The 23,169-nt window shown below is 46.8% G+C and carries 24 protein-coding genes and 2 pseudogenes; 7 read left to right on the forward strand and 19 right to left on the reverse strand.

Features of this window, described 5'->3' with window-relative positions; genetic code table 11:
* Window positions 1-436: 436 nt before the first annotated feature.
* A pseudogene (locus tag HMPREF9441_RS15995) lies at window positions 437-1,225 on the forward strand (phage integrase SAM-like domain and Arm DNA-binding domain-containing protein); the annotation flags it as partial.
* Between the two features lie 183 nt (window positions 1,226-1,408).
* On the opposite strand, the gene HMPREF9441_RS16000 reads toward HMPREF9441_RS15995, so the two are convergent.
* The 14 genes from HMPREF9441_RS16000 to HMPREF9441_RS16065 all read right to left on the reverse strand — a co-directional run bounded on the left by HMPREF9441_RS16000 (window position 1,409) and on the right by HMPREF9441_RS16065 (window position 16,466).
* The gene (locus HMPREF9441_RS16000) at window positions 1,409-2,731 is read right to left on the reverse strand and encodes a sigma-54-dependent transcriptional regulator (RefSeq protein WP_008622923.1); all 1,323 of its coding nucleotides are present in this window, start codon (window positions 2,729-2,731) and stop codon (window positions 1,409-1,411) included.
* Window positions 2,724-5,027: a hybrid sensor histidine kinase/response regulator gene (locus HMPREF9441_RS16005; RefSeq protein WP_008622924.1), complete on the reverse strand. Its 2,304-nt coding sequence runs from the start codon at window positions 5,025-5,027 to the stop codon at window positions 2,724-2,726. The genes HMPREF9441_RS16000 and HMPREF9441_RS16005 overlap by 8 nt, the downstream gene beginning before the upstream one ends.
* A 27-nt stretch (window positions 5,028-5,054) precedes the next feature.
* A complete protein-coding gene (locus HMPREF9441_RS16010) occupies window positions 5,055-6,110 on the reverse strand; it encodes an alpha/beta hydrolase (protein WP_008622925.1) in 1,056 nt (351 codons plus the stop codon).
* Window positions 6,107-7,243: a cupin domain-containing carboxymuconolactone decarboxylase family protein gene (locus HMPREF9441_RS16015; RefSeq protein ID WP_008622926.1), complete on the reverse strand. Its 1,137-nt coding sequence runs from the start codon at window positions 7,241-7,243 to the stop codon at window positions 6,107-6,109. The genes HMPREF9441_RS16010 and HMPREF9441_RS16015 overlap by 4 nt, the downstream gene beginning before the upstream one ends.
* Before the next feature lie 120 nt (window positions 7,244-7,363).
* Entirely contained in the window at window positions 7,364-8,170 is an 807-nt protein-coding gene (locus HMPREF9441_RS16020) for an AraC family transcriptional regulator (RefSeq protein WP_008622927.1), read from the reverse strand.
* Window positions 8,171-8,262: 92 nt separating this feature from the next.
* Window positions 8,263-8,934 (reverse strand): flavodoxin, encoded by a 672-nt coding sequence (locus tag HMPREF9441_RS16025; protein ID WP_008622928.1) that lies wholly within the window; start codon window positions 8,932-8,934, stop codon window positions 8,263-8,265.
* A gap of 137 nt (window positions 8,935-9,071) precedes the next feature.
* Window positions 9,072-9,506, reverse strand: coding sequence for a flavodoxin (locus HMPREF9441_RS16030; RefSeq protein WP_008622929.1), 435 nt, complete (start codon window positions 9,504-9,506; stop codon window positions 9,072-9,074).
* Between the two features lie 19 nt (window positions 9,507-9,525).
* Entirely contained in the window at window positions 9,526-10,209 is a 684-nt protein-coding gene (locus HMPREF9441_RS16035; protein WP_008622930.1) for a flavodoxin family protein, read from the reverse strand.
* 3 nt (window positions 10,210-10,212) lie between these two features.
* Window positions 10,213-11,322, reverse strand: a complete 1,110-nt coding sequence (locus HMPREF9441_RS16040; RefSeq protein WP_008622931.1) for an alpha/beta hydrolase — start codon at window positions 11,320-11,322, stop codon at window positions 10,213-10,215.
* Between the two features lie 66 nt (window positions 11,323-11,388).
* Window positions 11,389-12,453, reverse strand: coding sequence for an alpha/beta hydrolase (locus HMPREF9441_RS16045; protein WP_008622932.1), 1,065 nt, complete (start codon window positions 12,451-12,453; stop codon window positions 11,389-11,391).
* Window positions 12,454-12,456: 3 nt separating this feature from the next.
* On the reverse strand, window positions 12,457-13,170 hold the full coding sequence (locus HMPREF9441_RS16050) for a dihydrofolate reductase family protein (protein WP_008622933.1): 714 nt from the start codon (window positions 13,168-13,170) through the stop codon (window positions 12,457-12,459).
* A 15-nt stretch (window positions 13,171-13,185) separates the two neighbouring features.
* On the reverse strand, window positions 13,186-14,190 hold the full coding sequence (locus tag HMPREF9441_RS16055; RefSeq protein WP_039865533.1) for an aldo/keto reductase: 1,005 nt from the start codon (window positions 14,188-14,190) through the stop codon (window positions 13,186-13,188).
* Between the two features lie 4 nt (window positions 14,191-14,194).
* Complete coding sequence (locus tag HMPREF9441_RS16060; RefSeq protein ID WP_008622936.1) at window positions 14,195-15,460, reverse strand: MFS transporter; 1,266 nt, start codon at window positions 15,458-15,460, stop codon at window positions 14,195-14,197.
* Between the two features lie 4 nt (window positions 15,461-15,464).
* Window positions 15,465-16,466: an aldo/keto reductase gene (locus HMPREF9441_RS16065; RefSeq protein ID WP_008622937.1), complete on the reverse strand. Its 1,002-nt coding sequence runs from the start codon at window positions 16,464-16,466 to the stop codon at window positions 15,465-15,467.
* Window positions 16,467-16,777: 311 nt separating this feature from the next.
* Between HMPREF9441_RS16065 and HMPREF9441_RS16070 the strand changes: the two genes are divergently transcribed.
* From HMPREF9441_RS16070 to HMPREF9441_RS16085, 4 genes are read left to right on the forward strand one after another with little or no spacing between them, the layout of a single operon-like run.
* A complete protein-coding gene (locus HMPREF9441_RS16070) occupies window positions 16,778-17,467 on the forward strand; it encodes a flavodoxin (protein WP_008622939.1) in 690 nt (229 codons plus the stop codon).
* A gap of 19 nt (window positions 17,468-17,486) precedes the next feature.
* A complete protein-coding gene (locus tag HMPREF9441_RS16075) occupies window positions 17,487-18,047 on the forward strand; it encodes a flavodoxin (RefSeq protein ID WP_008622940.1) in 561 nt (186 codons plus the stop codon).
* Window positions 18,044-18,883: an aldo/keto reductase gene (locus HMPREF9441_RS16080; RefSeq protein ID WP_008622941.1), complete on the forward strand. Its 840-nt coding sequence runs from the start codon at window positions 18,044-18,046 to the stop codon at window positions 18,881-18,883. The genes HMPREF9441_RS16075 and HMPREF9441_RS16080 overlap by 4 nt, the downstream gene beginning before the upstream one ends.
* Window positions 18,884-18,886: 3 nt before the next feature.
* The gene (locus HMPREF9441_RS16085) at window positions 18,887-19,450 is read left to right on the forward strand and encodes a flavin reductase family protein (RefSeq protein ID WP_008622942.1); all 564 of its coding nucleotides are present in this window, start codon (window positions 18,887-18,889) and stop codon (window positions 19,448-19,450) included.
* 82 nt (window positions 19,451-19,532) lie between these two features.
* Here HMPREF9441_RS16085 and HMPREF9441_RS16090 read toward each other — a convergent pair whose 3' ends face one another.
* The 3 genes from HMPREF9441_RS16090 to HMPREF9441_RS16100 all read right to left on the reverse strand — a co-directional run bounded on the left by HMPREF9441_RS16090 (window position 19,533) and on the right by HMPREF9441_RS16100 (window position 21,035).
* Window positions 19,533-19,751 (reverse strand): hypothetical protein, encoded by a 219-nt coding sequence (locus tag HMPREF9441_RS16090; protein WP_253270821.1) that lies wholly within the window; start codon window positions 19,749-19,751, stop codon window positions 19,533-19,535.
* Window positions 19,752-19,835: 84 nt separating this feature from the next.
* A complete protein-coding gene (mobA, locus tag HMPREF9441_RS16095) occupies window positions 19,836-20,288 on the reverse strand; it encodes a conjugal transfer protein MobA (RefSeq protein WP_008622947.1) in 453 nt (150 codons plus the stop codon).
* Between the two features lie 279 nt (window positions 20,289-20,567).
* Window positions 20,568-21,035 carry a DUF3408 domain-containing protein gene (locus tag HMPREF9441_RS16100; protein WP_008622948.1) on the reverse strand — a complete coding sequence of 156 codons (468 nt, stop codon included), beginning with the start codon at window positions 21,033-21,035 and terminating at the stop codon, window positions 20,568-20,570.
* Window positions 21,036-21,575: 540 nt separating this feature from the next.
* Here HMPREF9441_RS16100 and HMPREF9441_RS16105 point away from each other — a divergent pair.
* Together HMPREF9441_RS16105 and HMPREF9441_RS16110 are read left to right on the forward strand one after the other, a co-directional pair.
* Complete coding sequence (locus HMPREF9441_RS16105) at window positions 21,576-21,887, forward strand: helix-turn-helix domain-containing protein (RefSeq protein ID WP_008622952.1); 312 nt, start codon at window positions 21,576-21,578, stop codon at window positions 21,885-21,887.
* Window positions 21,888-21,933: 46 nt separating this feature from the next.
* Complete coding sequence (locus tag HMPREF9441_RS16110; protein ID WP_008622953.1) at window positions 21,934-22,239, forward strand: helix-turn-helix domain-containing protein; 306 nt, start codon at window positions 21,934-21,936, stop codon at window positions 22,237-22,239.
* Window positions 22,240-22,593: 354 nt separating this feature from the next.
* Here HMPREF9441_RS16110 and HMPREF9441_RS16115 read toward each other — a convergent pair whose 3' ends face one another.
* Both HMPREF9441_RS16115 and HMPREF9441_RS18110 read right to left on the reverse strand, forming a co-directional pair.
* Window positions 22,594-22,968, reverse strand: coding sequence for a hypothetical protein (locus HMPREF9441_RS16115; protein WP_008622955.1), 375 nt, complete (start codon window positions 22,966-22,968; stop codon window positions 22,594-22,596).
* A gap of 2 nt (window positions 22,969-22,970) precedes the next feature.
* Window positions 22,971-23,169, reverse strand: a pseudogene (locus tag HMPREF9441_RS18110) (hypothetical protein); the annotation flags it as partial.

The following is a 23,169-nucleotide window of genomic DNA, read 5'->3' on the forward strand; positions in this document are numbered from 1 at the left end:
CGCAGAGACAAATGAAAACGAAGTTTTCTGGTTTGGCTATGCCGAGCCGCATCCTATCTTCGTGGGAACAAAGATAAATAGAAAAGCTGAGATTGGGAAATTTGAAGCAAGTTAGTTTATACAAAGGATTTTAGGGGCTTGAAGCGGAAATCGGTAAAGTCAGCGGAAATCGGTAAAGTCAGCGGAAACCGAGAAAAAGACAAGTTAAACCGGAGCTGCATTACCTAATAGTAACCCCATCGTATAACCCGACATCGGGAAGAAAATGGGTGTAAAGGTCAGCAATTCGGGTACAAAATTAGTCATTTTTTCCGGTATGACGGGCAAATACCGAAAAAAGTCAATCATCAGATTCTTATTCTGTGATTAGCAATGTTTTGCGTAACAATCAGAAACTCTACTCAAAGTAATTTTGAAACCAAAAATTCGTAGAGTTATGAGAAGTACATTTTCAAGCATTTTCTACCTCAAACGTCAGGTAGTAAGAAAAGACGGAACCGTACCTGTAATGGGACGTATCACGATTGACGGAACGCAAACGCAGTTCAGTTGTAAAATGACCATAGACCCGAAAATCTGGGATACCAAAACCGGACGGGCAATAGGTCGCAGTGCCGTGGCATTGGAAACGAACCGTATGTTGGATAAAATCCGCGTGAAAATCAACAGCCATTATCAAGAGATTTTCGACAGGGACAACTATGTTACGGCGGAGAAAGTCAAAAATGCCTTTTTAGGGTTGGAACATCGGCAGCATACGCTGATGAAAGTGTTCGAGCAATACAACGAGGACTACGAGAAACTTGTCAATGCCGGAATGAAATCCCCCAAGAGCCTGAACAAGTATCAGGTCGTTTATAAACACCTGAAAGAGTTCCTGTATCAACGGTATCATGTCAATGACATCGCGTTGAAAGAACTCACACCTGCATTTATTACAGACTTCGATATGTTTCTCCGTGCGGACAAGCATTGCTGCAACAATACCGTTTGGATTTATACCTGTCCGCTACGGACAATGGTTTCCATTGCCATAAATAACGAGTGGCTTACACGAGACCCGTTCCGTGATTATGAAATAAAGAAAGAGGAAACGAAAAGAGGCTTTCTTTCCCGTGACGAAATACAACTTCTTTTGAATGGAAAACTGAAAAACGCCAAGCAAGAGTTGTATCGTGATATGTTTCTTTTCTGTAGCTTCACATTTGTTGCACTAACCAATGTGTGTCTGATTATCAATAAATTGCAAACCAATAATAGAAGTATAGGTAATGGTTTAGAAACCACCTGTCTTCATCATTTTGCATGATTCTCAATCATTTCAAATAGCTCAATGCGAAGATAATACTATTGCTTGAATTAGCCAAATTCCGATTGTCAAATCCATCTAAATTCAGCGAATTACGGGCTATGATTGCTTGAATTTATATTTAAGTCCATACTCTTCTAATTTACTATATAGTGTTGTCCTGCCTATTCCAAGCAGTTCGGCGGCGATACTCCGGTTTCCGTTTGCCTGTTTCAAGGCACGTAATATCCGTTCCTTTTCTTCCATATCATTGTGTAGGGCAAAGCTGACGGGTGAAGTCGGCTTCGTCCCGGTAAGTTCCAGATGCTCTTTCGCTACCATCCCTTCCTGAGCCTGCAATACCGCTCCCATGATTTTCTGCCGAAGTTCTCGCACATTACCCGGCCATGCATGGGTCAGCAACGCTTTCCGGGCTTCGATACTGAATCCGCTCACATTACATTCCAGTTCCTTGTTGGCTACCTCGCGGAAGAATTCTGCCAATGGCATGATGTCCTCCTGACAGTCGCGCAACGGTGGCACGGTTATCTCGAAGTCGTGCAGACGGTACAGCAAATCCTGACGGAAACGCTTCTCGCCCACTGCCGTCTCCAAGTCCTCGTTGGTGGCGGCGATGATGCGGACGTTGAAACTCCTGTCTGACTTGTCACCGACCGGGCGATACCGTCTTTCCTGTATGGCACGGAGCAACATCTGTTGCGTTTCCATTGCGAGATTGCCCACCTCGTCTAAGAATAATGTGCCGCCTTCCGCTTCATGGAAGTATCCTTTCCTTGCACAGTCTGCACCCGTGAACGAGCCCTTGATGTGTCCGAAGAATGCCGATGGTGCAAGTTCTTTGGTCAGTGAACCACAATCCACCGCAACGAAAGGCTTGCCCGCCCGTTTGCTCTTGTTGTGCAGGTGGTGAGCGATATGCTCCTTTCCCGTGCCGTTCTCGCCGAATATCATCACGCTCATGTCCGTACCGGCAACAATCTTTATACGGTGCATGATTTTCTGAAAGGCAGAACTTTCACGGGGGAATACGGGCATACGTATGAATCCGGCTTGACGCTCTTTCTCTATGGTCCGTATCTGCGGGACAAGTTTGTTTTCTAAAAGTTGTTTGGGGATATAGTCTATCGAGCCGAATTTCATACTTTCTACGGCGGTAGGCACTTCGGCGTAGTCTGTCATGATGAAGAATGGCTGCATCATTCCCTCCTTGCGCATCCAGCGCAACAGTTCGATGCCGTTGCCATCGGGCAGACGCAGGTCGGAAACAACAATGTCATCATCCGTTGCCTGTTTTAGATGTTGCTTGGCTGTCGATAAGCGATAAGCCTGTACGGTGCGGTAACCATCCCGTGCCAACAAATTGCAGACATACTCGCAATACACGATGTTGTCCTCCACCACGATAATTCTTGTACTATCCATTTTTGAATTTTCTCCTTTCTTCTTTTGCCAGCCGGATTATCTCCGTTCCCATGTCCAATATGAGGGTTACGGCATGGTTTAACGCATTATCATCAAGCGTTGTCCCATTATGAAGTAATCCATAAAGTCCCCTTAGAGGTTGGTCGGCACGGAGTATTTCCCATGAACTGCGCAGATGATGTGTCAGGGCATCCAACTTTGGCAGGTCTTTTTGTGTTGCCGCATCCCGGACAGCCTGCATTTCCTTTTCAGTTTCAGCTATCAGTTTCTCCAGCATGACGGCTTCATTTCCGTAGGACAACAAGGTAGAAAAGTCCGGTTTCCCACAGGGCGTCGCTTTCATGGAACATCTGTCAGAAGCCTCCATCAGTTCCGATATGGAGAACGGCTTGAACAGGCATCCGGCAAAGCCCCGCTCTATGAGTTCCTCCGCATTGCAACTGCCCGAAGCGGTTGCCACGACCACCGGGATTATTTTGGAATTGCCCACGTTGGATGAGCGCAGCAGCTCCAACAGTTCAAAGCCGTTTGTATCGGGCATTTTTAAATCTGCCAGTAACAAACCGTATTCTTTCCGGCGTATCAGTTCCATCAGTTCCGCGACATCTGTACAGATGTCGCAGTGTATTCCCTCTTGGGCGTACATTTCTTTCAGCATCAGGAGAAGCACCTCGTCGTTGTCGATGGCTACGACTTTGAGGTTCTTCTTTTTCCTGTGGATATAAGTCTGCATTTCTTGCTCCGGCACTTCCTCGGCTTCCTGCATGGGTATCTCCACCGTAAAACGACTTCCTTTGCCTTTCTTGCTTTCCAAGCGGGTTTTTCCGTGAAGCATTGTTACGATATTATGCACGATGGCAAGCCCTAGCCCGAAGCCATCTTTTACGGCTGCATTTGAAAGACGTTCAAACGCTCCGAATATTTGTAGCTGTTCCTCTTCGGTCATACCGGTTCCTGTATCCTCAACCACAAGTGTCAATATGCCGTTGTCGTAATCCGTTGTCAGGAACACACCGCCTTTCTCCGTAAACTTGACGGCATTTGACAGCAGGTTGTTTCCAATTTGCAGGATGCGTTCCTTGTCGGTCAATACAATGGCATCACTTCCATCCTTCACCGTCAGAGACAATTCCTTGCTCATTGCAATGGGCGTGAATTCCGTTTCAAGGGTATGCGTAATTGTAGAAATGCGGCAAGGGGACAGTCTGGGCTGTTCCTTGCCGTTGTCCAAGCGAAAGAAGTCCAGTAAAGTATTGAGCATAATGCGCATACGTTCGGAAGATTCCTGTATGTTTTCGATGAAATGCACATTGTTACCTTTGCTAAACTCTTTCTGCAGCAATTCGGTATAACCGGTTATTGCTGCCAACGGTGTGCGCAGCTCATGGGTAATAGTATGCACCGCTTTTTTACGGGATGCTATCAGTGTTTCGTTTTCTTGTACACTTTTATTGAGTTGTTCAATCAACTTCTCCTGTCTTTCTTTTGTTTTTTCTTTCACCCGAATGTCCCTTTGGATAATCCAATAAGATACCATAAGCAGGACAATGACACTAATAATCAAGATGGTTACAATAACCGCAGAGCGTTCATACGATTCTTTTATGTGCTGTTCCTTGTTTTGAAATGCCGTTTGTGATTGTTCGTCTAACTCTTGAAGCAGAGTAGATAATTTGCTGTTCAGTTCCTTATTCTGCACACACAGGCTGTCCGTATTGTCGCTTATCTGCTGTTGTCGTGAAATCAACTGTCTGTTAAGAGCATGAAGCAGATTGGACTGCATAGGGACTTGCACGGTTTCTTTAGCTCCGAAAAATCCTGCTATGCCTTTCTTTTTACGGGTTACAGTACGGAAACTTGTAGCCTGCTCTGTAACAAGAGGCAACTGTTCCAGCAGCAAGCTGTCTTGCCGTTGATGGATTTTCATCGTGTGGAACAAGTGTTCTTCTTTGTTTGCCAACAGAACACGGAAAGTGTTAATCTGATTGAACGAGATAAATTCGCCATAATCCCGTTGCAAAATTTGTAAGAGACTATCGACTTTTTGCCGCCGCAACTGATACTTTTGGAAGTCTTCCTCGTCCCATGTAATCGCGGATTCCCCCAAAGTGGCAAGAATTGTAATATGCCGATGAGCGGCATTTATCGTTTGATTCGCCTCTCGGATTTGGGTGGCTTCCAATTCGATTTTATGAACTCTACCACGCTCATGCAGCATGGTAGCAGCCATACTTCCGATGACTGCTATCAATATGATGTAACCCAAAAGTATCCTGTGTTGCAGTAATAATCTCATATTAGTATATGGAAAACTCCTTGTGTGTTAATTCAATTTACTTTTCAACAACCAATCATCAAGCAAATCAGCCAATTCAGCATTATTCAAATCCTGCATCAAGAAATGCGTATTGCCATAGATGCCGATTTTAGGAAGTTCTACTAATGTGGCATTTCCTCCATGTCGGTTGATAGCTTCGACGAACTTGCGGGCCATCTGAAGGCGGACGCGCCAATTTTCATCACCGAGATTCTTGGAGGGTGTTTCGGGAATGTAATCTCCGAAATAAAGAATAATCGGAATTTCCGTGAGTCTTTTGAATTGCTCCATCGAAACAGCTATCCCAGCTACACCGCCGGTTAAGCCATCGATACGTTCAGGAACTTCGTCTTCAGGAAACACGAACCCGCCCGGCTCATAGGAAGCGACACCTTTGACCTCTGAATTTTGCATCGCAGACATCCAGCCGGAAAACCCTCCGGCAGAATGGGTTACGAGAATATGGTCGCCGATGCGTTCGGACAATGCTCCGAGTGCGGGAACATCTAATTGATGGTTGCTTAAATCGGGGGTCATTTCGCGGAAGAACTGTGAAAGAGATGTCGAATCTTTCGGAAACTGCACACCCTCGTTAAAATTCGGCCATACACCGATACGCCAGATGTCGAACCAGAACATTTCGTCGGCCACTGGTTTGGCTGTCGTTGTTGCTGATGTTCGTCCAGCACGTCCTCTACCCGGAAGATCGACCACGTAACTGCTCCAGCCACGGCGTAACATTAACGTGGCGAAACCTTCTCTGCCGTCGGGTGTCATTTGCCAGCATACACCCGAACCTCCGTAACCGTGAACATAGACTAACGGTAGCTTCTTGCTGTCGGCAGGAATCTGAAAATCCACAAAGGCATGGTCGGCCCGATAGCTTTGTCCGGTTTCTTCTTGCTCCGCCCATCCGACAAACTTGCTGTTGTCATACTTTCCCAACCTTTGTATGGTTTGCCCACCCACCGAGAAATGTCCTTGTCGGGCAATCGTTATATGCTGCGCTTGGGCTACTCCTGCAAATAGCAAGAGTAACACCCCTAAAATAATCTTTTTCATTTCTGTTTTACTATTTGTTCCAATATGTTACGCAATGGTTCCGAATAAGATGTTCCGAGATTCATTTCCACGATATTCAGTAATGCCGAAAGTTGTTCGGCTGTAACGCCGAGATGCAGACATATTGCTGCATGGCTTCTGAGCATAGGTTCAACACCGCCGACTCCGGCAAGAATGGATACTGTTGCGAGCTCGCGTTCCCGATAGGTCAGCAGGTCTCTCTCAAAAAGGTCTGCAAAAAGATGTTCTTTCAAGAAGCGTTCTATGGCAGGTGTAAATATTGCGTAACCTGCTTTGGGGGCATTGGCAGAAGTACCTGATATTTCGGCAAGTATATCCCGCCCCCGTTCGTAGCGGTTTCTATTGTCGTTTATTTCAGAAACTTCCCGACCAGCAATATCATTTATCCCGTTCGCTTTCCGTTCATCCACGACCTGCATAAAGGTTTGTATTGCCCGTAAACTGCGTGGAAATCCGCAATAAGCGTAAGCGTGAATCAACACCTCGTTTATTTCATTGATGGTCATGTCTGCCTCCAACGCTCCCACGAGAGCCGGTTTTAGATGTTCCAAATCTCCCTTTCCGGTATAGGATGCCACCGATACAATGGCTTGTTCGCGTGCAGTCAATACGTTGTTTGCCCCCACATAACGGTTTTCCGCTTCAGCCGTAGCTTCCTGATATTGGCTGTCGTTGACGGGTTCGAGCCATACAGCCGCATTTATCTGAGGGTTGGTAGTAATGGCGATATGCGCAAACCAGCTGTCCGATGCAGCCCCATGCCAATGCACCACATCAGGGGCAATCTCCACAATGTCGCCCGGAAACAACCGTCGGGCGGGTTGTCCTTTTTCCTGATAATACCCGATACCGGCTGTTGCTATCAATATCTGGCCGGCTTTATGTGAGTGCCAACTGTTTCGGCATCCCGGTTCAAAAGTTACATTTGACATAGAGACATGAAGTTCCTTCTGCTCACTTAAAGGAGCAAGCCATACATCACCTGTAAAATTGGGGGTTGAAGATAGTTTTTCGCCAAGCGGATAAGGTTGGCGAAAAGTTTTTTCTGGATTATTCTGCGCCATTGCTCCAACGGATAGCAGTAATAATGCTGTAATAGCCAATGATTTCATATTACTCTGATTTTTAATGTTTTCACTGCAAAGTTAGATAGAGAATAGGAATCCGGCGATACAAAAAAATCGGTAAAAACTGCGATTTTTACCGAAAATACAAGAGGAAGATAAATATGGTTATTCCCTATAGTCCGTTGGGTTCAATCCTAAATTACGTTGCACGTACCGACTGAAATAGGCAGGTGATGAAAAGCCGAACATATCGGAAATCTGGACGAATGTCAGTGATTTGTCGCGAAGCAAGCGAGATATTTCAAGTATCGTATAGCGGTTAATCCAATAGTTGGCGGCATAACCGCTCACTTTTTTCGATACCTCAGAGAGATATTTTGATGTAACGCACAAACAATCGGCATAATAGGTTACTTCCCGATGTTCACGGAATGAGCCATTTTCCAACATCTTCAAAAAACGGCTCATAATGGAGGCGTTTTGCGTGGAAATATCACTTTCTCCGTAAATACGGGCATGGAAGTCAAAGAAATCAAGAATGGCAGTCTGCATGGAATTAATCAGTATTTCACGATAAAAGCGATGTTCTGTATCCTTAATCCTCGCTTCCAATATCTCGAAATCACGACGGCATATAATCTGTTGTTCCGGTGTAAGGTGCATAACCGGATTAAGAAAAAGAGCTAATTGCCCTTTCATTCCGTAGTTGCTTTGAGGCGTACATAATTCGATAAAGCCGGGCTTTGCGTAGATTATTTTGCATTGAAAATCATCCGACGGCTCCATTTTTTCAATCATCTTCCGTTTACGGATAATAGACAAATCACCGGTGTGCAGATCAAAGTCCCGTTCATTAAAACGATAACGACACGAGCCTCCCAAACAAAGCAAATGAGCCAGATATTCTTCTTCAGAATCAGTTCTCACAATACCAAGTTTATCAACAACAAGTATGTCTCTTTGTTTATCCATACAGCTTACACAAATTATTCGCAAAGGTAATAAATTAAACTTGAATCATATAGATTATTTCTTAGTTTAACTCCCTGTCCCACTATTATATGCTATTCCACCATGCCAATTTCCTGTAACCAGTTCAAAATACCATCGCGGGAAGTCGCCGTATTATTACGGGAAATGCTGTAACCATTTACCATTGTTGCGTTAGGCTCTAACCCTGCAATATCCTCCAAGGTCCCAGACCAACCGCTACCTCCGTGCGTAGAAAACGGGATAATGGTTTTTCCGTCGAAATCATACTTGTCGAAGAAAGAATACATGGCCATCGGCATCTGATACCACCAGATAGGATAACCGATGAAAACAACATCATAATTGTCGAAATTTTCAATGTTTGTTGCAAGTTCAGGATGTATGTTATTCTGACGTTCCTGATTTGCCTGACTTGCCAGATCATCGTAATTTTCTGGATAAGGCTGTAAGGTCTGAATCCGAACCATATCTCCTCCCGTAGCTTCATTGATGATGGTAGCCACGTATTGGACACTGCCGTAAAGTTCCCCGTTCACGGTTACTCGGCTGGCAGAAGTTACCGCATCCACATTGTTAGGAAGCGGTTGGGAGAAATAGGCTATCAGAATCTTATGATTTGTTCCCGGAACAACTTCTTCCATATCCTGATTTCCATTGCCAGTATCCGGTTCGTCATTCGAGCAGGCAACAACAAGGCATATAGTGCCTGCCAATAGTGCGAGTGCATAAAGTACCTTTTTCATAATTCTTTATTTTTAATCATTTTAACAACTTGATTTCTTTCAGCCATGCTTCAATGCCTTTCGTGTTTTTATCCACGGCTCCGAATCCTTTCCGATGCTCGGCGGCAGGTGTCAGTTCTGCGATTTTAGCCAGTGTTTCATCCCGATAAGTCGAGGCATAGGTACAGAAAGGAATAACTATTTTCCCCCTTGAAATCATAACTTTCCGAGAACGTATTGATAATCATAGGGGCTGTATGCCACCAAACAGGACAACCGATGAAGATAACATCGTACTGATCCCAATCCTCGACTTTGTTTTTAATGGCGGGACGTGCATCGGCTTCTTTCTCCGCTTTCGCCACTTCGGTACACGGGGTGTATTCTGTAGGGTATGGCTTTTCTGGCTCGATACGGAATAGAGTCCCTCCAGTGAGTGATACGATATGTCCGGCCACTTTCTGGGTATTGCCGCCCCAACTGAAATAAGCCACCAATATTTTTCCGGAAGATTGTTTATCCGGTGTCGCTTGCGCATAAGCCCCGATATGGAACAAAACGGCAATCAATAAAATTGTGAATCTTAATTTCATAAATCAATCATTTAATTCGTTAAATATTTTTTCCGAGATTATATGCCTCCGTTTCGTATTGGCTGCCTTTTACAGCTCCCTTACGCCCCATGCCCGTTGCCTTGACCATACCCCGCTCCGTGGGATTGGGGAGACACATCACAAAGCCACGAAAACCGTTTATCGCCCAATCTGCCGTACTCTCTTCAGCATCAGCACAAGCGGTCAGATAGAAAAACTCCTTATCTTTCATTTCTCGATAACGCCCGTATGTACGGTCGATAAAGGTTTTCAACTGTCCGGTAATGTTCATGTAATAAACAGGACTTGCCAATACAATCACATCCGCGTTTACCAGCTTATCCACGAGCATCGGGACATCATCCCCGGCCTCATTTGCCCGCTTTCCTACCCGTTGCACGTCCTCTTCCGAGAAATAGCCGATATTATAATCGGCAAGAAACACCTTCTCCACATATCCTCCGGCCTCTTTCGCTCCGCGTGCGAAGGCGTCGCACAATAAATCGGTATTACCTCCTTTACGGGGGCTTCCGGAAATAACCAGCACTCTCTTATGTTCTTTCGGATTGGGCGATGTTTCCGAAAAATTGATATGGTATCCTTCCGGTACACGTTCAGGCTTGCTGTTTCCACAAGAAGCCAAAGCCCCGATAAGGAGGCTTATGGCTATGAATGATACTATTTCACTAACTTTTAGGCTCATAGCTTACAGATTCTTGTTGAAAAAATCCGTCAACTTAACTACGGCTTGTTCCACGTATTCCGGCACAAAGTAAGTTTTGATGTGCGTAGCACCGGGAATAAAGAACAGCTCCTTGTCCGATGTTCCCGTGGCCTTGCTGTAACACAGTTCGGTCATGTAGAACGTGTCCGCGATACTTCCCGCAATCATCAACAACGGTTGGTTGATAAGATACATTCCTTCGCTCGCGTCGAATGCCATAAGATCTACCAGACTGCTTTTGGTGTACTTGAATGTAGAATTGGGGTGCGCGTGGCTTTGCAGGTAATACTCGTATCCGTCACGGTAAAGGTCGAAGGGGAGTTTTGCGGCCTGTTCCGGTGTCATTCCGCTCATGTCGCCGATATATTCGGGTTCCCCGGTTTCCGCTTCTTTCTGACGTGCGGCACAGGCATCGGCAAGACGCTGCTGAACTTCGTTTATCTGCGAATCGAGAAAACCATTACGGCGCACCAGTCCCGTGTTGAACATACTCAACGTGGCTACCGCCTTGAAACGCTTGTCTGTCTGCGCGGCTTTTAACGTATAGCCGCCACCGCCACAGATGCCGAGAATACCGACACGGGCAGGATCGACACCCGGATATTGCGCCAGAATATCGGCAGCACGATGGATGTCTTCGATACGGTTGGCAGGCTTGTCCGTACTGCGCGGTTGCCCTTCACTGGCTCCCTGATAAGCGGCATCAAACGCAAGACAGATATAACCTGCCTCTGCCATACGCTGACTGTATAATCCCGCGACCTGCTCTTTGACGCCACCGTTCGGATGGGCGACGACAAGGGCGGGATAGCTTTTCGCCCGGTCATATCCTGCGGGGGTATAGACATTGGCGGCGATTTTCAGACCGTTCAATTCGTAAGTGATGGAGTGGATACTCACCGCTCCCTCCTTGTTTTCCGTGATAGCACCGTTATAGACCAATCCCCACGGATTACTGTTGTGACTTTTAATTGTTTTGATATCCACGTATGTGAACGGCATTTTCTCTTTCTTTTCCATATTCTCTTGTGCATTTAATGTATTGCATACAGCCATTGTCGCACACAATACGGTTGTGATTATCTTTTTCATTATTATCTATTTATATGTTTTACGGACATTGCAAAGGTAGAAAGGGGCCGGCAATTTCCCCTTACGTTATTTACGGTTGGATTTTCCATTTTTACGGGAAATGTATTTTTCCCAGAATGCGACCGCATCTTTTTCCCAGCCCTCTGCACTCATTCCTATACCCAATCCGAACCCATGTCGCAGATTCGGGAACAGATGAAATTCGGCATCAATGCCTATGGCCTGAAGATTCTCCACCCGCTGACGCATGACCGACGCGCTCGCGATGGCGTCGTTATCGCCGATAACCACATATGTCGGGGGATCGTTGCGCGTATAATCGGAGTGCCCGGTATAACCCATCACGACCGTTGCCGGACGCGGATGTACCGCACTGATGAACCCCTGCGTCCCGTAAGAGCCGAGATAAGCTGCCATACGTGCCCCCGCAGAACCGCCCCAGAGCGAATAGTCGTCGGTCGATACCTGCAACTCTTCGGCATGGCGCATAATAAAGTCGATGGCCCCGGCAAGGTCTTCGCAAGCGACCTGCGCCCCGCCCGTGCGATATTGGATGGAAAAAGCGTTGTAACCCATCTTGCTCAACGCGATGGCAAGCGGAAATCCCTCGTGGATAGCTCCCACATACGAGAAACCTCCACCGGGACACACGATTGCGAACGGTTTGCCGGGTTCTCCCCGAAAAAAGAACACTCCCGTATTGTTTTTCCGGGAATCCGCCTGCTTATCCGCATCCGAATAAATGTCATAAAAGAGCGTGTTCCCGTCATGCACGTAATCGATCATCGTGTTGATGGTTTCGACCGCTCTTTCGCCCGTTATGTAATTATGATACGGGAGCATACTCGCCACATTCTGCAATGTCATATTATCGTTATAGCTCCGCTCTGCCGGGAGTATGAATCGTCCGAATCCGTTAAAAGCCTCATGATTGACAACATCGCTCACGGTATTGGCCGTGGTCAGATGACCGTAAACGGGTGTCGTATCATTATCCTCTTCTTCATTATTGTTCGGATCATCTGACGGTTGCTCTGTCTCCGGTTTATAAGGCTCGTCTTCAGTAGATGTACAAGCCATAAATGGCATTATCGAGCAAAGCAATAACATTATTCCTACCATCTTTTTCATAGTCTATTTATTATTGAAGTGAAATTTATATCGGAGCCAGACAACCCCGTATTCCCGTTGTTCTACCGAAAGAAGTTGCAGGTTTTGACCTTTTGCCGGGCAATCGGTTTTACTCCCGATATACTCGAAAACAGAGGGGATACCTGCAAGCCCGTCGATTCCGGGATAAACGACTAAACTTAACTCGTCAATAACTCCCTCTTTCAGCAAAGCTCCGTTCAATATTCCTCCGCCCTGCACCGATACCGAACGGATACCGAACTCACGATTGGCCGCTTCAAGACCTGCGTGCAAATCGGTTGCGTCTTCCACGACAGCATAAGAGATACGTATCCCGCGCAGGAACGCGAGATATTCTTCCGTGACGTTCCGGCCTAAAACCACGAGGATATTATCGCCACGCAAGGTGGAGGAGGTAAAGAGTATGTCGCCGTCGGGATCAGACACGATAAACATTCTCTCGGAGTGCCGCTCTCCCATGAAAACAGAAGCGGTTCTGGAGAAGGGTGTATTCCCTTTGTTCGATTTTTCAGGAAATACAGCGCAAACCGTGTTTTTCCCGAACATCCACGCATCGGTATTCAGTTCACGGCCGATAGCCGCGTAAACCTTCAACAACTCTGTTTTATCCGTTTCGCCGAACGGCTGCGTCCAGCGATTGTCGAGTAACCGCCCATCGACGGAACTCATGATATGACATATTACTTTTGGTTTCATATTTCTTCGTTCTATCTATTTACTTTTTATAGGGGAACCTCCGAACACATCGCTCATGCCTATTGTATCGAGTTCCGCATCAATACGCCGGATTTCCTCTGTTGTCAGGTGTATATCCACAGCCCCGATATTCTCCTTCAATCGCGAAAGATGGCGCGTGCCGGGAATGGGCACAATCCACGGATGCTTGTTTATCATCCACGCCAATGCGATTTGCGAGGGTGTGGCATGGTATTCATCTGCCAGACGCTCTATAAAGCTGAACAGCCTTTGGTTCTGTTCAAAACTTTCGGGACGGAACTGCGGCATGGATGCACGGTAATCTGTCTTGGTGTCGAATCGTGTGTCGGCCGTGTAACAATCCGTCAATAACCCGTTCGCCAACGGGGAAAATGCCACGAATCCGACACCCAACTCTTCGAGCACGGGAAACAGATTCTCGTGCCACCGCGCCATCATCGAGTAACGGTTCTGAATGGCTGTAACGGGACAGACTTTATGGGCACGACGCAGATACTCCTCCGTTGCTTCCGATATGCCCCAATGGAGGATTTTACCCTCCCGTATCAGGTCTGCCATGACACCGGCCACCTCCTCCGGGGAAATCTTCGGATCGATACGATGCTGGTAATAGAGGTCGATGCGGTCGGTCTGTAAACGACGGAGCGATTCCTCGACCGAATAACGGATCATTTCGGGACGCGAATCCGGTATCAATGCGTGCGGCCCGGATGATTGGGGAGCATCGAATCTCAAACCGAATTTCGAGGCGATGACAACCCGGTTGCGTAGCGGCCTTAACACTTCGCCCAGCAACTCCTCGTTATGATGCGGACGGTCGGGAGTCCCGTACACTTCAGCCGTATCGAAAAAAGTGTACCCCATATCCACGGCATACGCCAGCAACTCTTTCATCTCATGTGTATCGGCAGGCTCTCCGTAGGCATGGCTCATACCCATGCAGCCCAATCCGATGGCGGACACTCTCAATCCGCTCAATCCTAATACTCTGTATTCCATTGTGCTATTTGATTTCATTAGAAATATCCTTACCGTTCGATTCTTTTAACCGGAAACCGCTATAAGCGGCAAACAAGGCGATGACGAGCAATACGGCAAATGCCGCTAAATAGGAATCATTGCCGTAAATATGCACTCCATCCACCACCTGCGGCGGGAAAAGTTCCATTATCCATCCCGTGGAATGACCGATAACGGCTGTCACGATATAGGCCAGAAAAGCATAGACGCTTAACATCACACCCCAAATATCGTTGTGATTCGACTCGCGCACCAATGCGACAATGACCGGCGAGATATTTCCGGCAAAGGCAAGCAGAATAAAGGCTCCGTTTATCAACCACGGAGAATGAACTCCCGACAACAGGCAACCGACAATTAACAGAAATGCGGCTGCGGTTCCAACACCGGAGAAAAGCATCAACGGACGGCGACGGTTCTTCAACATCTTGCTCAAAGCAGGAGCCAGCAGACTATTGACAGCACCTATGACCATCAATACGGTAAGAACCCATCCGGCACTTTCGGGATTCATACCCGAATAATCTTCCAAGAATTTTTTACCGAAGATGCTTTGTATCGCGAAATAAAGCCCGAACGGGAAACCGCCGCAAACGAGAATATGGATATTCTGGCGTACTTTCAACACTTCAAAAAAACGATGATAGTCGAATTTGGCGGTCTGTACCACTTCCGGCATGGGAAGCGTGCATTTCAATCCGGCATAGGCGAGATAGATTAAGGTTGCTATGCCTCCGACCAACAACAAAGCCTGCTGCCAACCCATCATCTGTACCCCGGCAATGAAAGGAGCATTGCCCATCACTCCGCCCAAATAACCGCCTACCATGACAAAGCCCAACATCATGGCAAAGCTGTTCGGATAGATGCGGCTCGTTTCCTTTGTAATACTCAAATAGATATTTGCAGCACCGAACCCCACCATGAAGCGGGCGACATAAAGTAGCCAAAGAGATGGCGCGACAGCAGACAAGAGACTGCCGCCACACAGTACCAGACCTCCCCAAGCCATAACACGCGCACCGCTGAAACGATCCACCAACAACCCGACTACCAACTGGCTGATGGCATACGTGTACATGAATATCGCTCCGATGCCGGTAACACTTCCTGCGGTCGCCGAAAAATGTTCCTGCAACTCGTTGAATATCGCACCCGGCATTACCACTTTTTGCAGGTTGGCAATAAAGTAAAGCAACACGGCACAAAGCCAGAACAGGAATAAACTTTTTGTCGTATCTTTCTTCATGGCTTCAGGATTTTATGGCTGTTCCACCGAATACCGCCGACATCCGCATCGTGTCCAATGCTTTGTCTATCTGTCTCACCTCATCTGCTGTCAGGTCTATATCCGAGGCTCCGGCGTTTTCCTGCAATCGGCTGAACTTGCGTGTCCCCGGAATAGGTACGATCCACGCTTTCTTGCAGAGCATCCATGCAAGGGATATTTGTGCCGGGGTGGCGTTCTTTTCTTCGGCCAAACGGCGTACCAGTCCGAGCAACTCCCGGTTCTCCGCAAAACTTTCGGGACGGAACTGCGGCATGGAAGCACGGTAATCCGTTCCGGCCTCGAAACGAGATGAAGCCGTGTATTGGTCGGATAACAGGCCGTTGGCAAGCGGAGAGAACGGGACGAACCCGATACCCAATTCTTCGAGCACGGGAAAAAGCGATTCGTAGTGCCGTGCCATCATGGAGTAACGGTTTTCCACGGCGGTAATCGGGCAGACACTATGTGCCCTGCGGATCACCTCTTCCGTGGCTTCCGAAATCCCCCAGTGGAGGATTTTTCCCTCCTTTATCAAATCGGCCATTACGCCCGCAACCTCTTCGGGCGGTACACCCACATCCACGCGGTGCTGGTAGTAAAGGTCGATATGGTCGGTCTGCAACCTTTTCAGCGAACCTTCCACGCTGCGACGGATAGTGTCAGGGCGTGAATCGGTAATCAACGGGTAAGGAATCTTTCCGCTCTCCGTATCGAAACGAAGTCCGAATTTAGTCGCAATCACGATACGGTTGCGATACGGTTTTAAGGCATTTCCCAACAACTCCTCGTTATCGTGAGGATTCTCTGTCGTACCATAAGTTTCGGCGGTATCAAAGAACGTATAACCGATTTCTACGGCTTTAGCCAACAATTCCGACATTTCCCGTTTATCGGCAGGCGCACCATAAGCATGGCTCATGCCCATGCACCCCAATCCGATGGCGGATACATATAATCCGCTTTTTCCTAATTCTCTATTCTTCATCTTTTTATCATTTTATATTAGTCTTCTCCTTTATATCATCGAAAATAACCTTTCCAACAGAGATTTACATTCTTATTGATTTTCGACATTGCAAAGTTAGAGAGAACCTTTCAGCGAGGCTTTACAAGAAATGCGGTTGAAAATGCTATTATTTCGGTTTTTTGATGTTGCCGTGCGGATGCCCCGATTCGTCCGATTTCATTTTCTGAAAAAATGGTAATTACACCCGTATTTTTTGTTCGTACCGAGTGGAGGAACGCCCGTAATTTTGCAGTCGGATAAAAACTTGAAACCATAAATAATAGTTAAGTATGAAAAAGTATTTGATTTTCCTGATGATGGCTGCGGCCATCGCAATGTTCGGAGCTTGTTCGCCCGAAGATGAAAATGAACCTGAAATGCCGGGTATTGAAACACCCGAAACACCGGACGAGGAGGAACCGGGCGATCAGGAAGAACCTGATAACCCGGACAACCCCGACGATCCGAACAATCCGGGGGAGAATCCCGATACTCCCGAAAGCGACAGCAAAATTCTGGTTGCCTATTTCAGTTGGGGAGGAACGACACAACGTATGGCGCAGGAGATTGCCAGCCAGACCGGAGCCGACCTTTTTCGGATAGAGCCGACAGTTCCTTATCCTACAGATTATACTGAATGTACGGAAGTCGCCCTTGCAGAACGGGACAACGATGCACGTCCGGCTATTGCCGACAATGTGGAAAATTGGGAACAGTACGATGTTATCTTCATCGGTAGCCCCGTTTGGTGGCATACAGCTCCGATGATCATCGCCACCTTCGCCGAAAGCTACGACTTCTCCGGCAAGACCGTCGTGCCGTTCTGCACTTATTCGGCAACTTACCGAGACGAAACGCTGGCACGTATCGTGGAACTCACTCCCGATGCCGAGCATCTGACCGGCGAAGGGCTGACGAGCGGACGAATCAACGAGCAGAACATTTCATCATGGCTCAAAGAGATTGGGCTAATTGAATAATTCCATAATCCTGATAATTATGAACATATTCAAGTATGTCCTTGCAATGACCGTGGCGATAGCCATGTCATGCGGTAATACAGTACAGGCGCAGACAAAAAATGATAGCAACATGAAAACAGTCGTCGTATATTTCACACATTCCGGCAATACCGAACTTGCCGCCAAGCAGGTTGCGGAAGTGACAGGAGCCAGAATGATTCGGCTTTTACCCGAACAACCCTATTCATCGGAAGATGTAGATTGGGTAAACGAGCAATCCCGTTGCACGCAGGAACACCTCAATCAGTCGCTTCGACCGGCTATTAAACCGATTGACATTGACTTCGCAAAGGTTGATACGGTGTTTGTCGGTTTCCCTATTTGGTGGCATGAAGAACCGGCAGTGATCCGTACTTTTCTTGACAATTACAGCGAACAACTGAAAGGCAAGGTGATATTTCCTTTCTGTACATCTTACGAAAGCCCTATGTCGGAAGCCGATGCCACGCTAAAGAAAGGTTATCCTGCTTTGAAAATAAGAAAAGGGATTCGTCTGCCTGCTAAATCAGAAGAAATTAAAAAATGGATATTTCAATGAATAAAGTAATATTAAACAACGGTGTTGAAATGCCCCAGATGGGCTACGGTGTCTATCAGGTTTCGCCTGCCGAGTGCGAACACTGCGTAAGCGATGCCCTGAAAGTCGGTTATCGGATGATTGACACGGCGCAAGCCTATCACAACGAAGAGGGTGTAGGCAATGCCGTGCAAAAAAGCGGTATCGACCGCAAAGAGATTTTTTTGGTCTCGAAAGTGTGGATTTCCAACTACGGCTATGAAAAGGCGAAGACTTCCATAGACGAGAGCCTGCGCAAGTTGCAGACGGATTACATCGACCTGATGTTGCTTCACCAACCATTCTGCGACCGTTACGGCGCATACCGGGCATTGGAAGAAGCATATAAAGAAGGAAAACTTCGAGCTATCGGCGTGAGCAATTTTTACCCGGATCATTTTATCGACATTGCCGGTAATATGGAAATTGTTCCGGCTGTAAATCAAGTGGAAACCCATGTTTTCAACCAGCAAACCGAACCGCAGCAAATCATGGAAGAGTTCGGTACACACATCATGTCATGGGGGCCGTTTGCCGAAGGAAGAAACGGGTTCTTTACGAATCCTTTGCTTGCTGGAATCGGGGCAAAATATGGCAAAAGTGTTGCTCAAGTCGCTTTACGTTGGCTGATACAACGAGGCGTAATCATTATCCCCAAATCAACACACATCGAACGGATGCGGCAAAATATCGACATATTCGATTTTGAACTGACTGCCGAAGACATGGCCTCCATTGCTACGCTTGATACGGGAAAAAGTCTTTTCTTCGATCACCACGATGCGGAAACCGCCCGAATGTTTATGGAAAGGAGGTAATCTATGAAAAAGAATTTAGGTAATACTCCCGTAGTCGCTCCGTTGCCCGTATTGATTGTGGCGACCTATGATGAACAGGGTACACCCAACGCCATGAATGCGGCATGGGGTGGGCAATGCGGGTATCATCATGTCGCATTAAACCTTGCACTCGGTCATAAGACAACAGAGAATTTGAAGCATACAAAAGCGTTCACTTTGAGCATTGCAACTCTTGATACACTGGTATTGTCCGATTATTTCGGTCTTGTTTCCGGACGTAAGGAAAACAAGATTGAAAAAGCGGGTGTACACATTGCCCATAGCGAATTTGTCAATGCACCCATTATTTACGAATATCCTCTGACTCTTGAATGTAAAGCTGTAGAAATGCAGGAGGTGTTGGATGAAATGCACGTTGTGGGAGAAGTCGTAAATGCGCAAGTAGATGAGTCTATCTTGAATACACAAGGCAAAGTGGATTTAGGAAAATTGCAGCCCATTTCGTTTGATTCCGTATTGTGTGCTTACCGTGTACTTGGAGATGTGGTTGGTAAAGCCTTCAAAGACGGATCAACTCTGTTGTAAATGGCTTAATAGATGCATCTTATACAGTCTTAATTATTCAGTAAAAAGGGTTGCCAGATGATTTGGCAACCTTTTCTTCATTTCAAAATCTTATCCCTTTATTTGTTCCTTTTGTTGGCTCTGTTACATTATGTGTTACAATACTGGCATAATTATCAACATTATTATCTAGTCTGTTTTCGTTATTCATACCTTCCTTTTCTGACTCAGTTTGATTTGTCTGTTCCTGTCCGTTTTCCGGTGTCGGTGGAGCCAATTCCAACTGAATCCTGCGGTCAAGGACGGCAAGTTCCGACTTCAACTCTTTCAGTTCGTCCTCCTTGCACCATGTCTTTCCAATGACCTCCTGCAATTACGGTATCTCCCTTTCCTGTATCTCGGTCACTTATTTATTATTCGTAGAGCCGGAACTGATCATAATCTGTCTATCTTCCCACTTAGCCTGCATTTTCCTTGAAAGTTCCACAATCTCCCGGCTCAACTTCACAAGGTCAATGGTACACTTCTCTAGCTTGTAAAGCAATACCATCGCCTTCTTCTCCGAAAAGTGGATGCGCAACTCTTTTACGACTTGATTGTAGTTCGTGCCTATGCAGCGAAACTGGGCATGGAAGTCCGACAGCTTGGTGTAGTAGTCCAGCATCGTCTTGTCCACCTTCAGTACCTTGAACTTCTGCCCGAAGAAGTGTGCCTTGAGAAAGACGGCTTTCGCGTACACATTCGATTCCTCGTACATCATGAGGAATTTATTCCATTCTACATCATCAAAGCGCACCATCACGCAGTGCGTCTTCGGGTTCAACTTGGGATTTCTCCCGTACTTGCTTTTCTTTTTCATGCTACTTATTATTTTCGTTTAATGGTTCATCCATTGCCTAATCTCCGATTAAAGAATCCCGAAATTATCTGACTGCGGAGGATAATTCTGCCCACGGCAGTGAAGGCATTTTCAGTTACTTAGAATTATTCGGGTAACTGAAAATATATCTTGCTGTGTCTTTGAGGGCACAAAAATCCTCCGCTTGTCGGATTGTTTTCCGAGTGTAATGACTCATCTTGGGTATCGGTTAAACCGATGAAGTGTATTCACCAGTCCAACCGACTTTCTGTAATTCCGTCAGAGCTTGCGCCACTGCTCGATGTCGTTCCGATAGCTGTCGAGGTGCAGACGGACGAGGTTTTCAATCAGCCCCGATGCGCTCATGCCCTTTCCTCCAAGGAAGCGGACAACTCTGTCCAGTTCGTCTCGCACCGTCTCGCTGACGAACACGGGCTTGCGGTTTACAATCTTGGGGACTTGGAGATAAGTGGTGCGGTATTCTTCCAGTGACAGCTTGCGCTGCTTGCTGCTGACACGCTTCTGCGGCATTGCCGCTTCCTCGGTCGCCTCACTTGACGGTTCATCCGCCATAGCGGTCTCCGTTTCTTCCGTGACGGTCTTGCCGGGCTGTTCCGGCTCATCCGGCTCCAGACCGATACGTCTGTAGATGTCATTCATCGACTTGGGAGTGTAGGATTCCCTGCGTCCCATCTTTTCCACGATTTCACGAGCCTGCTGCTCTGTGATGTTTGGTTCTCTCTTCATTGTAAAAAAACAAATTGATTAAGTTATTAATTGTGGTCTTGGTAAGCACCTCGACCGATTATCGGGAGCAAAGTAAGGCGCTTTAATGCAGTCGGTCAAGCACTTGGGTTCGCTTCGGCAATTTTGTATGGTTTTGCTTTATGGCGGTTGACAAAGCGGTGAGGACTTCTCCGTTTTGCCGGATGTGAATACACGAGAGGGCAAGGGTTCAATCGTAGGCGAATTTGAATTAAGCCCTTATCTCGGCTGTGGTTTCCTCATTAAATATGGGAATTAAGGGCAATCGTTGACCTGTGCCTGTGCCAACCTCTACCACCCTGTGCCACTTGCTGCCAGACCTGATTGAATCCATTGCCGGATGCCGGATTATGTATTTCTTTGCGGAAGAAGGAATGATAACGGCTAAAGGCAAGACGACATCCCGGACAAGGGCTACCTATTGACGCAACACGCTGCCACTTCCGAAAAATCCATTGCAGGATAACAGATTATATATTCCTTTGCGGCAAAAGAGATAGTAACAACTAAAAGAAAGACAATATGGAAATCGTATCAATCGAAAGGAAGACCTTTGAGGCGATGGTCGCCAAGTTCGACCGCTTCGTCAGTCGTATGGATGCCATCTGCCATAGGCACGGCGAAAAGAAAATGAGCGAGTGGATGGACAATCAGGACGTATGCCGGATGCTGAACATCAGCCCACGCACATTGCAAACCTTGCGTGACAACGGGACTTTGGCATATAGCCAAATCAACCACAAAACGTATTACCGTCCCGAAGACGTGCAGCGTATCGTCTCCATAGTGGAGGACAGGAGAAAGGAAGCGAAGTTCAAAGGCAGGACAATCTGACAACCGAATAGAGTCATAACAATAATTCCACTAAATCCAAAGTAACATGAACGAACTGATTAACAAAGACAACGAGTGGATAATCCACTTTATGGGCAGTCTCGACCGTTTGCTTGACAACGTAGAGCATCTGACCGCCAATTATCGCCCGACACTGAACGGGGAGCGTTTCTTCACCGACAAGGAGGTGTCGGCACGGTTGAAGGTGAGCCGCCGGACGCTTCAAGACTACCGCAACGAGGGGCGGATAGCCTACATTCAGTTGGGCGGCAAAATCCTCTACCGTGAATCAGACATCGAAAGGATGCTGGTTGATGGTTATCGCACTGCCTACCGACAGATGGTAACCTGATTTTCTTGAAGGAGCGCAGTTTGCCGTCTGCCCCATGTCTTGTGCCAGCAATGATACGACAATTCGGCAAAAAGAAAAAAGGAACGGCTTACAGATGAAGCATCAATATTCCGCTTCGTCTGTAAGCCGTTTCTTCTCTTTCTTCTGATTTCCCGTCAGTCGCTTGTTTCCGTTGCCGGATGCCTCAAAAGTGTGTGGCTGACAGTGGCAAGGTTTTCGGGCGGAATACGCTCAAAGCTGTTTGAGGAAGATTCTGCCCGAAACGGCTCTGCCGCCCGACCTTGCCAATGCCGTCAAAGCCACATGCTACCTTTGCATCCGTGCATCGGGAACAGGTGGCTGATGGGATGAGCCTCAACTATACCATAGGTTACTATCCTTGCCACAAGAGAAGAACAACGTTATCGGGTTCCCTTTCTTGGCGGCGCAGATTTCACTTATTACAAATCGTCTGAACTGGATACTCTCTCTACTGCATATCCTGAATGCAATGGCTATAATCATTTCAAGGCTATAAACATCATAACTGATGCCGTCCGGTTGCTTGACATACTTCATCGTATCATATTCGTTCAACTCTTTATTCTTATATATAGCATGAATAGCCTTGCGAATGTAGCACGAGAATACCCCGAACAAGTCGGCAATCTCAAATTGGGTCATCCATACAGGCACAGTCGGCATAGTGGTTACACCTGCTTCACTGATTGTAATTATTCCTCTATCCATAGTCACTTGATTTTAATCTTGTCACTTGATTCACATTCCTTTTTCCAACCGGTGTAATTACCGCATTTGAATACCCGTGAAGGCATACCGTCATCGGGCAACGCATACTTGCCTTTGATGTTTTCAGACAGGGCAGCCAAATCCTTGCTCACCTTATGGTTGGTTATTTGTAGGCTCGGCAAACAACGCCTTTCCGCTTTA

Source organism: Paraprevotella clara YIT 11840 (genome assembly GCF_000233955.1).
In the GTDB taxonomy this organism is placed as follows: domain Bacteria; phylum Bacteroidota; class Bacteroidia; order Bacteroidales; family Bacteroidaceae; genus Paraprevotella; species Paraprevotella clara.